Annotated in this window: 15 protein-coding genes; 14 read left to right on the forward strand and 1 reads right to left on the reverse strand. The window is 28.3% G+C overall.

Annotation, left to right across the window (positions count from 1 at the left end; all coding sequences use genetic code 11):
- Position 1: 1 nt before the first annotated feature.
- The 14 genes from L8V77_RS03255 (at position 2) to L8V77_RS03320 (ending at position 11,175) form a co-directional block, all read left to right on the forward strand.
- Positions 2–1,294, forward strand: coding sequence for a DUF4910 domain-containing protein (locus tag L8V77_RS03255; protein WP_263706798.1), 1,293 nt, complete (start codon positions 2–4; stop codon positions 1,292–1,294).
- Positions 1,275–2,774, forward strand: coding sequence for an amino acid adenylation domain-containing protein (locus tag L8V77_RS03260; RefSeq protein ID WP_263706676.1), 1,500 nt, complete (start codon positions 1,275–1,277; stop codon positions 2,772–2,774). The genes L8V77_RS03255 and L8V77_RS03260 overlap by 20 nt, the downstream gene beginning before the upstream one ends.
- A gap of 497 nt (positions 2,775–3,271) precedes the next feature.
- Positions 3,272–3,511: an acyl carrier protein gene (locus L8V77_RS03265; RefSeq protein WP_263706678.1), complete on the forward strand. Its 240-nt coding sequence runs from the start codon at positions 3,272–3,274 to the stop codon at positions 3,509–3,511.
- Positions 3,498–4,304 carry an AAC(3) family N-acetyltransferase gene (locus tag L8V77_RS03270; RefSeq protein ID WP_412175135.1) on the forward strand — a complete coding sequence of 269 codons (807 nt, stop codon included), beginning with the start codon at positions 3,498–3,500 and terminating at the stop codon, positions 4,302–4,304. Before L8V77_RS03265 ends, L8V77_RS03270 begins: the two co-directional genes overlap by 14 nt.
- Entirely contained in the window at positions 4,285–5,349 is a 1,065-nt protein-coding gene (locus L8V77_RS03275; protein ID WP_263706680.1) for a 3-oxoacyl-[acyl-carrier-protein] synthase III C-terminal domain-containing protein, read from the forward strand. Before L8V77_RS03270 ends, L8V77_RS03275 begins: the two co-directional genes overlap by 20 nt.
- A complete protein-coding gene (locus L8V77_RS03280; RefSeq protein WP_074692889.1) occupies positions 5,346–5,579 on the forward strand; it encodes a hypothetical protein in 234 nt (77 codons plus the stop codon). Before L8V77_RS03275 ends, L8V77_RS03280 begins: the two co-directional genes overlap by 4 nt.
- A complete protein-coding gene (locus L8V77_RS03285; RefSeq protein ID WP_263706683.1) occupies positions 5,579–6,328 on the forward strand; it encodes an SDR family NAD(P)-dependent oxidoreductase in 750 nt (249 codons plus the stop codon). The genes L8V77_RS03280 and L8V77_RS03285 overlap by 1 nt, the downstream gene beginning before the upstream one ends.
- A 27-nt stretch (positions 6,329–6,355) precedes the next feature.
- A complete protein-coding gene (gene pseF, locus L8V77_RS03290; RefSeq protein ID WP_074692891.1) occupies positions 6,356–7,051 on the forward strand; it encodes a pseudaminic acid cytidylyltransferase in 696 nt (231 codons plus the stop codon).
- Positions 7,048–7,875 carry a UDP-2,4-diacetamido-2,4,6-trideoxy-beta-L-altropyranose hydrolase gene (pseG, locus tag L8V77_RS03295; RefSeq protein WP_263706684.1) on the forward strand — a complete coding sequence of 276 codons (828 nt, stop codon included), beginning with the start codon at positions 7,048–7,050 and terminating at the stop codon, positions 7,873–7,875. The genes pseF and pseG overlap by 4 nt, the downstream gene beginning before the upstream one ends.
- Entirely contained in the window at positions 7,869–8,375 is a 507-nt protein-coding gene (gene pseH / locus L8V77_RS03300; protein ID WP_263706686.1) for a UDP-4-amino-4,6-dideoxy-N-acetyl-beta-L-altrosamine N-acetyltransferase, read from the forward strand. The genes pseG and pseH overlap by 7 nt, the downstream gene beginning before the upstream one ends.
- On the forward strand, positions 8,375–8,995 hold the full coding sequence (locus L8V77_RS03305) for a formyltransferase family protein (RefSeq protein WP_263706688.1): 621 nt from the start codon (positions 8,375–8,377) through the stop codon (positions 8,993–8,995). The genes pseH and L8V77_RS03305 overlap by 1 nt, the downstream gene beginning before the upstream one ends.
- Before the next feature lie 29 nt (positions 8,996–9,024).
- Positions 9,025–9,618, forward strand: a complete 594-nt coding sequence (locus L8V77_RS03310) for a class I SAM-dependent methyltransferase (RefSeq protein ID WP_263706690.1) — start codon at positions 9,025–9,027, stop codon at positions 9,616–9,618.
- A 6-nt stretch (positions 9,619–9,624) separates the two neighbouring features.
- Positions 9,625–10,383 carry a hypothetical protein gene (locus tag L8V77_RS03315; RefSeq protein ID WP_263706692.1) on the forward strand — a complete coding sequence of 253 codons (759 nt, stop codon included), beginning with the start codon at positions 9,625–9,627 and terminating at the stop codon, positions 10,381–10,383.
- A 12-nt stretch (positions 10,384–10,395) separates the two neighbouring features.
- Positions 10,396–11,175, forward strand: a complete 780-nt coding sequence (locus tag L8V77_RS03320; protein ID WP_214118291.1) for a sulfite exporter TauE/SafE family protein — start codon at positions 10,396–10,398, stop codon at positions 11,173–11,175.
- Here L8V77_RS03320 and flhB read toward each other — a convergent pair.
- Positions 11,167–12,243: a flagellar biosynthesis protein FlhB gene (gene flhB / locus L8V77_RS03325; RefSeq protein ID WP_039628948.1), complete on the reverse strand. Its 1,077-nt coding sequence runs from the start codon at positions 12,241–12,243 to the stop codon at positions 11,167–11,169. The genes L8V77_RS03320 and flhB overlap by 9 nt on opposite strands.
- Positions 12,244–12,326 lie beyond the last annotated feature (83 nt).

A 12,326-nucleotide genomic window follows, 5' to 3' on the forward strand; every position in this document is an offset into this window, starting at 1 on the left:
TATGTATGAGTTAGCTTGTGAGCTTTTTCCTATATGTAGAAGTATCACAGGAGCTGGCTTTAGACAAAGCTTAAAAATACTTGATGAGGCTATGGGAGGGGGTATATTAAAAATTCACTCTATAGCAAGCGGGAGTAAAGTATTTGACTGGGAAGTACCCGCTGAATGGGAGATAAACGATGCTTATATCATCACTCCAGATGGAGAAAAAATTTGTGATTTTAAACAAAATAATTTACATGTGTTAAACTATAGCGAAGGTATAGATGATGAAATCTCACTAGATGAGCTACAAGAGCATTTATACTCTATAGAAAATTATCCAGATGCCATACCTTATGTGACAAGTTATTATAAAAGGCGTTGGGGTTTTTGTATAAAACATGAAGATAGAGTTAAACTAAAAGAAGGAAAATATAAAGTTTTCATCGATGCAAAACACCATGAAAATGGGGTTTTAAACTATGCTGACTTACTCATACCTAGCACGCAAAAAATAAAAGATGAAATTTTAATCTCCACTTACCTTTGTCATCCATCCATGGCAAATAACGAGCTAAGTGGCCCTGTGGTAGCTGCGTTTTTAGCTAAATGGCTTTTAGAACTCAAAGAGAGAAAATACAATTATCGTTTTATTTTTGCTCCTGAAACTATAGGAAGTATAGTCTATCTTAACAAACACTTAAAACATTTACAAAAACACACCAAAGCAGGTTTTGCACTCTCTTGCATAGGTGATGATAATGCTTACTCACTCATTCAGACTCCAAATGAAAATACCCTAGCAGACAAAGTAGCCCTGCACACTTTAAAAGATAAAAATAATTTTAAAAAATTTAGCTTTTTAGATAGAGGCGGCAACGAAAGACAATTTTGTTCTCCTTTAGTAAATTTACCCGTAGTTTGTGTGTGTAGAACTAGATTTGGTGATTATAAAGAATATCACACTAGCAAAGATGATTTAAGTTTTATTTCTCAAACGAGTCTGCAAAATAGCTTTCAGACTCTACAAGAAATTATCATGAATTTGGAAGTGAATGAAATTTATCAAATCACAACTTTTTGTGAGCCAAATTTAGGCAAAAGAGATTTATATCATACTCTAAACCAAGGAGTTACCAAAAAACCGATCTCGGCTGATTTTTTAGCCTTTTGTGATGGCAAAAACGATGTTTTAGATATAGCCTCAAAACTTAATATACAAGCTTATGAATTAAAAGATTTAATAGAAAAATTAAAATTTCACAGACTAGTAAAACCATCCGAGGAAATCCATGATAACCCACATCAATGATTTTTTACAAGAAAGTGTTGCTAAATTTAGAAGTAAAAATGCTTTTGTTGAGTTTAATGGCAGAAATATAAGCTATAAAGAATTTGATGATTTAAGTAAAAAAATAGCAAGTAAAATTCTTTCTAAGCTTCCTACAAAAAGTACACAAGAACCTGTATTAATCATACTTCCTAAAGGGATTGATTGTTTGCTTTCTTTTTTTGGTGTAGCAAAAAGTGGAAATTTTTATACACTTTTAGACGAAAAAAGCCCTAAAGAGCGTGTAGAAAAAGTCATAAAAGTTTTAAAACCAAAGCTTTTAATCACTTCTAAAAAATTAAATTTAGATTTTAATCTTGATACCATTTTCACAGAAGATTTTGAAAATTTTGATATAAACGAAAATACTTTAGAAAAAGCTTTAAATAATCACATAGATACTAATTTACTTTATGTCTTTTTTACAAGTGGAAGCACAGGAACTCCAAAAGGAGTAAGTATAAGCCATAAAAGTGTGATTGATTATACTTTTTGGGTATGTGAGACTTTTAAACTAAGTCATGAAGATATACTGGCTAATCAAGCACCATTTTACTTTGATAATAGCATATTAGATATATTTAGCTGCGTTAAAATGGGAGCTACGCTTCATATACTGCCAAATCATCTTTTTGCTTTCCCAAATAAAATTTTAGAGTATTTAGAACAAGAAAAAATAACAACAATTTTTTGGGTACCTTCTGTGCTGATTTATTTTGCTAATACCAATGCTCTTGAAGCCTTTACACTAAGGTATTTAAACAAAATTCTTTTTTGTGGTGAAATCATGCCAAATAAACAACTCAACATTTGGCGTAAATGCCTTCCTAATGCTTTATTTGCTAATCTTTATGGACCTACTGAAATTACCGATGTGTGCTCTTTTTACATAGTTGATAGACAATTTAGCGATGATGAGCTTTTGCCTATAGGAAAAGCTTGTAAAAATACTCAGCTTTTAGTCTTTGATGAGAATTTAAATTTAATTACTCCAAGTCAAGTGGGAGTTAAAGGAGAGCTTTATGTAAGGGGAACTTGTCTTTCTTTAGGGTATTACAACGATAAAGAAAAAACAAAGCAAGCTTTTGTACAAAATCCTTTGCATGATAATTATCTAGACTTACTTTATAAAACAGGTGATGTGGTAGCTTATAATGAATTTGGCGAACTTTTATGTTATGGAAGGATAGATCATCAAATCAAATATATGGGTCATCGTATAGAACTTGGAGAGATAGAAAGTATTATAAATTCTCATGAGAATGTAAGAAATTGTGCTTGTATTTTTAAAGAAGAAATTATTTGTTTTTATGAAAGCAAGGAAGAGTTAGATTTTAAAAACTTTTTAAAAGACAAACTTCCTACCTACATGATACCTAAGAAATTTGTTAAAATAGAACAATTTACTTTAAATGCAAATGGGAAGATTGATAGAAAAAATCTTAATGAAAATATATCTTAAGATAGGATTTTCTAAGAATATAAATACTAGATTAAGCCTATAATTTAATCCACCATATCAACTCAATCTCATTCAAACATCGAATAAATAATTAAAAAATTAGGTAGTAAATTTATATTATAAACTATTGATAAACCTAACTATAATTTTATATCATATAAGTTTTATTTCAATAGCTTCATATTAAAATCATATTACATGCAAAAATTTAGAATATAAACTACCAATTAAAATAAGAAAGTTATATAAACTTCAATGATATCATTTAACAACTTTCATTTTGTTTTTTATATTTTGCATTATTTAAATTTTATAAATAAAAATTCACTATAATATTTGGTTTTGAAGATTATATAGTTATTATAATTAAAATAAATTATCCGATTTAATTACAAAAGCTAGATTTCAATAGTTATTTAGCAAAATTAGAGCAATAGCTAATATAATTTTAGTAGAAACAATAAATTTTTTAAAAAAGAATAGTGATAGGAGTTATCATGGATATAATCCAAGAATGTTTTAATAATATAGGGAGATCTGATATAAATAAAAACTCAAAAAACCTTCTTAGTGATGGAATCATAGATAGTATGGATGTTGTTTCTTTGGTTAGTGAAATAGAAAAACACTATAACAAACCAATAAAGTCTAACTTTATAAAACCTGAAGCGTTTGAAAATTTTGAAAACATACAACGCATGATAACAGAAAGTATGAGCCATGATTCCTCTTTTTAAAACCCAAAATCACATCTCCACAACAGACGAATTAAAACTTGCTTTGCAAAATCTTGGCATAAAAAAAGGAGATATACTATATATACATAGTGAAATTTTTAATTTTGGGATCCCAGTGATTAACCTTCATGAGCTTCAAAAAAACATTATAAATTGTTTTTTTGAAGTAATAGGAAGTGAAGGTACACTCATAATGCCAACTTTTACCTATAGTTTTTGTGATAACAAAGTTTATGATAAGTTAAATTCAAAAACAAAAATTGGTGTTTTAAATGAATTCTTTAGAAAGCTTCCTGGAGTTAAGCGTACTAACGACCCTTTATTTTCTTTTGCAGTTAAAGGCGCAAAAGAAAAATTATTTTTAAAAGAAACAAATAGTTGTTTTGGTGAAAATAGCGTATTTGATATCTTGACTCAACAAAATGCTAAATTAGTTTTATTTGGTGGGAGGCATGTTGATCATTCTTATATCCACTATATAGAAGAATATATGAAAGTTTCTTATAGATTTTATAAAAATTTTAGTGGTTTAATTATAGATGAAAACGGAAACAAAACAAATAAAAATATTATGTATTATTGCAGACACTTAGATATGAATTCCGAAACATCTATTGATTCAATTTTAAAAATGTTAACACAAGATAATAATATACAGTGTGAAAATTTTGCAAACGCAGAAATATCAATAATCGATATTAAAAGATTTTTCGATTCTGGAACTAAAATTTTGGCAAAAAACGAAAAGGCTTTATTAAAACAAGAGAATAAAAATGCAATGTTCATTCAATAATGTTAAAATATCAGCAATGATTTCGGTAGTTCCTGATAACAAAATTAACATAGATGATGAATTACACACAAGATATCAAGGAAATATTAAAAAACTAAATAAAATTAAACAATCTACGGGGATACAATATCGATATTTGGTTGATGAACAAACATCTGTAAGTGATTTAGCAATATATGCTTGTAATATACTTTTTAATGAGTACAAGCTAGATAAAAATACTATAGATAGCGTGATCGTCACAACACAAACACCTGATTTTTTTATGCCAGCAACCGCATGTTATATTCATGGTAAACTTGACTTACCTCAATCTACTATCGCTTTTGATATTAACCAATCATGTGTTGGATATTTATATGGACTTTATGTTGCTTTTAATATGCTAGAAAATCAAAGTTGTAAAAAAATATTATTTATTTGCGGAAACACTGTCAACAAAGGTCTTAATACCAATGAACTTATAGGCCATGGTGTGAGTGTTAGTATCTTAGAATACACTGCGTCTTCAAATAAAAGTTTTTTTGAAATCAATAATGATGGCAAGGGTATACCATTTTTGTTTACACCTTTTGGTGCATATAAAACACCTACAAGTGATGAATTTGAAGAAAATGGATGGGAAAACACTCCTATTAAAGACTTTTTTATGGATGGATTAGAAATTTTTAATTTTGCAATAAGCAAAGAGCCAGAAAGCTTTAATAGTTTATTAAAATTTTCTAATTTCAATAAAGAGCAATTAGATTATATTTTTTTTCATCAAGCCAATAAAAGTATAGTAGATCTTATTATAAAAAGATTAGGATTGGATTCTAAAAAAACTCCTAGTGATACTATGTATAAATATGGAAATTTAGCCTCTGCTTCAATTCCTGCAGCAATTTGCGACACATTAAACACTCATCAAAATAAATTAAATCATAAAATAAATATTGCCTTATGCGGGTTTGGCGCAGGGTTTAGTTGGGCCAATGCTATAATTACACTTGATGAGAATTTTTGGTGTAAAGAAACTCAAGTATTTAAAAAGGAAACACAATGACAAAACAAATTTTTTTAAAAAAATTAGAAGAATTATTACAAGTTGATTATGCTTTAGAAGAGAATATGTTATTAAAAAACATTGAAGAATATGATAGCTTGGCTTTATTATCACTTACAGTTTTTTATGATCAAGAATTTAATATTTTTGTAGAAGGAAAAAAACTTAAATCTTGTCAAAGTATTTCAGATTTAATTGCACTAATTCCTAGTGAAAAATTGGAATTTTAATGATATTTAAAGAAAATCTATTTAAAAATAAAAGTTTTATAATTACAGGTGCTAGTAGTGGTATAGGAGCTCATATATCCTTAACCCTAAATAAGCTTGGCGCTAAAATCATAGCTATCGGTAGAGATAAAAATAAGCTTTTAAGTCAAAAAAAACAAGCTAAAAATCCTGATGATTTCATTATAATTTCAAAAGATTTATCAAATTTTGAAAATATTGATAAATGGACACTAGAACTTGCAAAAGAATATGAAGGTTTTGACGGAGCGGTTTTAGCTGCGGGTATTGCACAACCTCTAGGAATTAACTCTCCTTATTATACTGATAGTGCAAAAGAAATTTTTAATATAAACTATTTTGGAAATCTACAAATTTTAAAAGGTTTAATAAACAAAAAAGCAAAAACAAAAGATGGGGCAAGTTTTATTTGGATTAGCTCTACTGCTAGCAAAACTCCAGGAAAAGGATTAAGCTCCTATGGTGCAAGTAAAGCAGCTATAAATGCAGCAGTCAAATCTATAGCATTAGAAATAGCTCCAAAATATAGAATAAATTCAATACTACCAGGATTTATAAAAACTCCATTAACAGAAATTGGTTTCGATAGCGAACCTTTTGAAAATTCTTACCCATTAGGAATAGGAAAAGTTGAAAATATCTCCCCTTTAGTATGTTTTCTTTTGAGCAATGCTTCATCTTGGATTACTGGGCAAGAAATCATTATAGACGGAGGTGGAGAGTCTCTTTGAATTAAACATTTTGACTCTTGAAAAATCATGAAAAATCTTTGTATTATACCAGCGCGTGGTGGTTCTAAACGCATTCCTAGAAAAAATATCATTGATTTTTTAGGAAAACCTTTGATTGCTTATAGCGTAGAAAGTGCTTTAAATTCAGGCATTTTTGATGATGTGATTATCTCAAGTGATGATGATGAAATTATCGAAGTAGCTTTAAAATATGGCGCAAAAGCTCCTTTTGTGCGCAAAAAAGAATTAAGTGATGATTATACAAGCTCAACTGCTGTAATCCAAGATGCTATCATTACCCTAAAAATGCAAGATAAAATCTATGAAAATGTATGTTGTTTATATGCTACTGCACCACTTATAGATGAGTTTATCTTACAAAAAGCTTTTAAGCAATTTATTCAAGATGAGTGCAAATTTTTATTTTCAGCTTGTGAATTTGAATACCCTATACAAAGAGGTTTTTACCTTGATGAACAAAACAAAGTTTATATGTTTGATGAGTCAAATTATCATAAACGTTCACAAGATCTTATTAAAGCTTATCACGATGGTGGTGCATTTTACTTTGGTAAAAAAGAAGCATGGCTAGAAGAAGATTTTATGTTTAAACCTCATTCTAAAGCCTTTTTACTTCCAAGGAATAAAATTTGCGATATTGACACCTTTGAGGACTTAGAATTTGCTAAAATACTTTATCAATTCAACAAAGGCAAAATTTGAAAGTTCTTTTTAGAAGCGATAGTTCTAGCGCTATAGGACACGGACACATTAAAAGAGATCTTTTACTAGCTAAACAATACCAAGATGTATCTTTTGCTTGTTTACCACTAAAAGGCTCTTTAATAGATGAAATTCCTTATCCTGTATATGAGCTAACAAGTGCTAGCATATACGAACTCATCAATCTCATCAAAAAGGAAAAATTTGATCTTTTAATCATTGATCATTATGAGATCACTGCAAATGATGAAAAACTCATTAAATTAGAAACAGGAATTAAAATTCTTAGCTTTGATGATGAGATAAAAGAACATTTTTGCGATATTTTACTAAATGTCAATGCTTATGCTAAAGAAAGTGATTATGAAAATTTAGTGCCAAAGTATTGTGAATTAAGATGTGGCTTTTCCTATGCTCTAATACGCGATGAGTTTTACCAAGAAAGCAAGATAAAAAGAGATAAAATTTATGATTATTTTATCTGTATAGGGGGAAGCGATCCAAAAAATATTTCTTTTGATATAGCAAATAAACTAAATAAAAATAAAACTGTCATCATAGCTACCACAAAAGCAAATTCTCATCTAAACTTACTTCAAAAATTAAGCCAAAAAAACCCTAATATACAAATTCTCATTGACCATCCTAGCCTTGCTAGATTAATGAATGAAAGTAAAAAACTCATCATTAGCGCAAGCTCATTAGTCAATGAAGCTTTGATTTTAAAAGCAAATTTTAAAGCCATAGTTTATGCTAAAAATCAAGAAAAAATTGCAACTTGGCTTGCTAAAAAAGGCTATGAAGTGGAGAGTTTTATATGTTAGTTTTAAAAGATTTTATCCACTTAAACCAAGAAGAAATCAAGCTTGTTTTAAAATGGCGAAATAATGAAAGCATTGCTAAATTTATGAAAACACAAAATATCACTTTAAAAGAACACTTAAGCTTTTTATCTAGCCTAAAAACAGATACAACTAAAAAATACTTTTTAGTTTATGATAGCAAACAAGCTATAGGCGTGATTGATTTTATCAATATAACTAACAATTCATGCGAATTTGGACTCTATGGTATAAAAAAAGGTGTAGGCGAACTTTTAATGCAAGAAGTTAAAAACTATGCTTTCAATGTTTTAAAAGTTCAAACTTTAAATGCTTATGTTTTCAAAGAAAACATAAAAGCTTTAAATTTATATTTAAAACATAAATTTAAAATAATCAAAGAAAATAATAATTTTTATCTCATGTTTTTATTTTTGGATATTATGGGGGGGGGTAAGCTTAATACTTCTTATAACTTTACCTTTCTTAAAAAGGTAGCATAATGAAAATAGCTTTACTTACTTCGCCTAATCAATGGTTTGTACCCTATATTAAAAAACTACAAAAATTAATACCTAACTCTTTGGTATTTTACAAGCATGAACAAATAAGTGGTTATGATATAGTTTTTATACTTTCCTACCACCGAATAATCTCGAAAGAATTTTTAAGCAAAAATAAAAACAACATTGTCATACATGCTTCAAATTTACCACAAGGTAAAGGATGGGCTCCTCTTTTTCACCAAGTTTTAGAAGGAAAAAATGAAATTACTTTTACTTTATTTGAAGCAGATGAAAAAACAGATAATGGTGATATATATTTACAAAAAACACTGATTTTAAATGGCTTAGAACTCTATGAAGAACTAAGAGATAAACAAGCAAATTTTACCATAAAATTATGCCTTGATTTCTTAAGAAAATTTCCAAATATAACAAAAATACCCCAAAAAGGAAAAGAAAGTTTTTATCCAAAAAGAACTCCAAAAGATCACGAACTTGATATTAATAAAACCATAGAAGAACAATTCAATCTTTTAAGAATTTCTAATAATAAAGAATTTCCTGCTTTTTTTTATAAAAATGGAAAAAAATTTATTATAAAAATTTATTTAGAATAGTTAAGTATAATACTTAGCAAGGAATAAAAATGAATAATGAACTTTGGGAAAAAATTTATAAAGAACGCTCAAAATGCACTTTATATCCTAATGAAAATTTTGTTAGTTTCTTTTATAGAAATTTTATAAACAAAAATTTAGAAAATATCAATATACTTGAAATAGGATGTGGTTGGGGAAATAATCTAAAATTTTTAAAACAAGAAGGATACGATCCTATCGGTACAGATTTTTCTCAAGAAGCCATAGAACACTTAAAAAAGCAAAACTACAATGTATTTTGTGAAGATATTGCTAAAATAAACATGGAAAAATATCACTCTAAATTTGATTTAATTTATGCTTGCGGTGTTTTAGAATGTAATGATATAATAAATATCCAAAAAATTTTATTATTTTGCAATATAGCATTAAAAGACAATGGAAAATTATATATCTTTAGTACTAATAATGATTTTTATGATAAAGTTTTAGTACCTACACCTATAACACAAGAAATATTTTTAAGTGCTTTAAAACAAAATAACATCAAATTTAATGATATACAAATTGATTATTTAACAAAAACTTTTAATAATCAAACACAGACTATAAAATTAATAGAAATTATATGTACAAAGTAATTTACCATGAGTAAAAAAAATAATTTTTTTAAAAAAATACAAGAAACAGAATTTATTTTTTTTAAGGAATGCTACACTACTTGTGATGGTTATTGTTGTAAAAATTTTCATGCGGATAATTTTAAATTTCTCAATCAAGATGATGTTATCATACCTTTGCTGGAACCAGAATTTCAATCGATAAATAATTTCTCAGATAAAACATTTTTAAATTTTAAAGAAAAAATTTTTACACTAGATAACAAAAAGAAAATAAAAATATATTTTCTCAAATGTTCATCTAAAGGACTATGTCGTCCTCATTGTATCAGACCTTTAATTTGTAAAATTTATCCTTATTTTCCTATAGTTAATTTTGATGGAGATTTTTTAGGTGTGCGAGAGTGTGCGTTTCTTGACCTATTTTACAAAAACGAAAAAAACCATCCTTGTACTTTAGTTCGCCAGCACAAACAACAATTAGTTCATGATTTTAAGCAAAGTACAGAATTTCTTAGACGACAGCCGATTATGATTTTTGTATTTATGGTTTTAAAATATTTAGATGAAGCTTTAATGTTGTATTTTAAAAAATCTTTGAATGATAAAATTTACCTTGATGAATTAGATGAAAAACACAAGCAAAAATTTTTTGAATTATACGAAAATAATGCTCTAACATTTAATGCATGGAAAACACAAGAATTTAAAAACAATATTAGCAACACTTATAAGATATTAGAACAAAAATATGGCGAAGAATTTACTCAATATTTTTTTGATTAAAGCGTATAGATTATGGATTTAACTTTACTTCCCTATATGATTATAGGGATTTTTTCGGGTATGGCTTCAGGGGTTTTTGGCATAGGTGGTGGTATGATTATCGTTCCTTTCATGCTTACTTTAGGACTTAGCTCTCACCATGCTGTTGCAATTTCTGTTGTACAAATGATTTTTGCTTCTATTTTTGGCTCCTATTTAAACTATAAAAAGAAAAATTTAATCTTAAAAGATGGTCTTATCATAGGCTTTGGAGGCTTTTTAGGTGCGATGTTTAGTGGGCTTTTGCTCTCATATTTTTCAGATATAACCTTAACAAGTATTTTTCTATGCGTGAGTATTGTATTTTTTTTAAAATTTGCTTTTAATCAAAAAAGCACCATTGGAAATATCAACCACTCTAACATCTTAAAAAATTCTATTTTGCTAATTTGTGGTGTATTTACAGGAATTTTTGCCATATCTTTAGGGATTGGCGGTGGGCTTTTAATCACCCCTATTTTGGCTTATTTTTTAGGCTATGATACTAAAAAAGTAGTGCCGCTTAGCTTATTTTTTGTGATTTTTGCTTCCATTTCAGGAATTAGTTCCTTTGTATATAATGACATTATTGATAAAGAAGTCTTACAAAATGGAAGCTTAGTAGGACTTAGCTCTATGCTAGGGGTTTATCTTGGAATTAAAATCATGGAAAAAATCAACCTCAAATCTCACCGTATAGCACTTTTGGGTATTTACACTCTTTCTATAACTATGACTATTATAAGCTTGATTAAAAAGCTAAATTTATTTTAATCTATCAGCAAATTTTTGTCTATTAGAAGTATAGACAAAGCTTAAAACTTCCGCCACTGCTTTAAAAAGCTCTGGTGGAATAAGATCATTTACCTCACATGCTTTATAAAGTTCTCTTGCTAAAGGAGGATTTTCATAAATCATCACATTATATTCATATGCCATATCTTTTATACGCAAAGCTAAAAAGTCCACTCCTTTAGCTAAAACTTTTGGTGCAGCTTCTTTAGAGCTATCATAACGCAAAGCAACCGCATAGTGAGTAGGGTTAGTAATCACCACATCAGCACTAGCGACATCTTGCACCATTCTGCGTCTTGCTGCTTCCATTTGCAAACGACGAATTCTTCCTTTTACTAAAGGATCTCCTTCGCTTTGTTTGTATTCATCTTTGATTTCTTGTTTGCTCATGCGTAAATTTTTAAAGTACTGATACCTTACCAAAAGCACATCTAAAAGCCCAATAATTAAAAAAGCTATAATCACAATAGCCGCAAGTATAATAGCCTTATCCCTAAGCCACAAAAGCTGAGGATAAATCGTATAAAGCTCTACTCTAGGAAGCTCTTTCATAAATTGTAGTAAAAAAATAAAAGCTATTCCAAAAACCACTCCAACTTTAAGAGTAATTTTTAAAGCTTCAATGATTTTTTTCAAAGAAAAAAGATTTTTAAGACCATTAATAGGGTTAATTTTGTTAAAATTTGGAGTGATGGGCTTGGTGGTAAAAATAAAACCAAATTGCATTAAATTTCCAAGCACACCTGCAACCATAATCGTTAAAGTAATAGGTAAAACCATAATAAACATTTCTATCATAGTTTTTATAATAATTTTTTGCAAGATTTTTAAATCAAGTTCTATACCTATAAAGCTTTGATAAAACCTATATAAACCACTAATTCTCTCACCTATAAAAGGCAACATAAATAACACCACAACCACAGCTATAACAAGCACAGCCACAGCAGATGCATCTTGGCTTTTTGGGACATTGCCCTCTTTACGAGCATCTTCTATTTTCTTGGACGTGGGTTCTTCTGTTTTTTCTTGATCATCAGCAGCCATAAAAAACCTTTAAATTTTTAAAGCAAAATTATAGCATTTAATCCACAAGTATCAACAAATTTAAACTATTTTATTTGTTAAAA

This window comes from Campylobacter sp. IFREMER_LSEM_CL2127, assembly GCF_025771745.1.
Taxonomy (GTDB): domain Bacteria; phylum Campylobacterota; class Campylobacteria; order Campylobacterales; family Campylobacteraceae; genus Campylobacter_D.

Excerpts from the sequence above, each read along its gene's own strand:
- L8V77_RS03255 (WP_263706798.1), top strand. The coding sequence starts at position 2 with ATGTATGAGTTAGCTTGTGAGCTTTTTCCTATATGTAGAAGTATCACA.
- L8V77_RS03260 (WP_263706676.1), top strand. The coding sequence starts at position 1,275 with ATGATAACCCACATCAATGATTTTTTACAAGAAAGTGTTGCTAAATTT.
- L8V77_RS03265 (WP_263706678.1), top strand. The coding sequence starts at position 3,272 with ATGGATATAATCCAAGAATGTTTTAATAATATAGGGAGATCTGATATA.
- L8V77_RS03275 (WP_263706680.1), top strand. The coding sequence starts at position 4,285 with ATGCAATGTTCATTCAATAATGTTAAAATATCAGCAATGATTTCGGTA.
- L8V77_RS03280 (WP_074692889.1), top strand. The coding sequence starts at position 5,346 with ATGACAAAACAAATTTTTTTAAAAAAATTAGAAGAATTATTACAAGTT.
- L8V77_RS03285 (WP_263706683.1), top strand. The coding sequence starts at position 5,579 with ATGATATTTAAAGAAAATCTATTTAAAAATAAAAGTTTTATAATTACA.
- pseF (WP_074692891.1), top strand. The coding sequence starts at position 6,356 with ATGAAAAATCTTTGTATTATACCAGCGCGTGGTGGTTCTAAACGCATT.
- pseH (WP_263706686.1), top strand. The coding sequence starts at position 7,869 with ATGTTAGTTTTAAAAGATTTTATCCACTTAAACCAAGAAGAAATCAAG.
- L8V77_RS03305 (WP_263706688.1), top strand. The coding sequence starts at position 8,375 with ATGAAAATAGCTTTACTTACTTCGCCTAATCAATGGTTTGTACCCTAT.
- L8V77_RS03310 (WP_263706690.1), top strand. The coding sequence starts at position 9,025 with ATGAATAATGAACTTTGGGAAAAAATTTATAAAGAACGCTCAAAATGC.
- L8V77_RS03315 (WP_263706692.1), top strand. The coding sequence starts at position 9,625 with ATGAGTAAAAAAAATAATTTTTTTAAAAAAATACAAGAAACAGAATTT.
- L8V77_RS03320 (WP_214118291.1), top strand. The coding sequence starts at position 10,396 with ATGGATTTAACTTTACTTCCCTATATGATTATAGGGATTTTTTCGGGT.
- flhB (WP_039628948.1), bottom strand. The coding sequence starts at position 12,243 with ATGGCTGCTGATGATCAAGAAAAAACAGAAGAACCCACGTCCAAGAAA.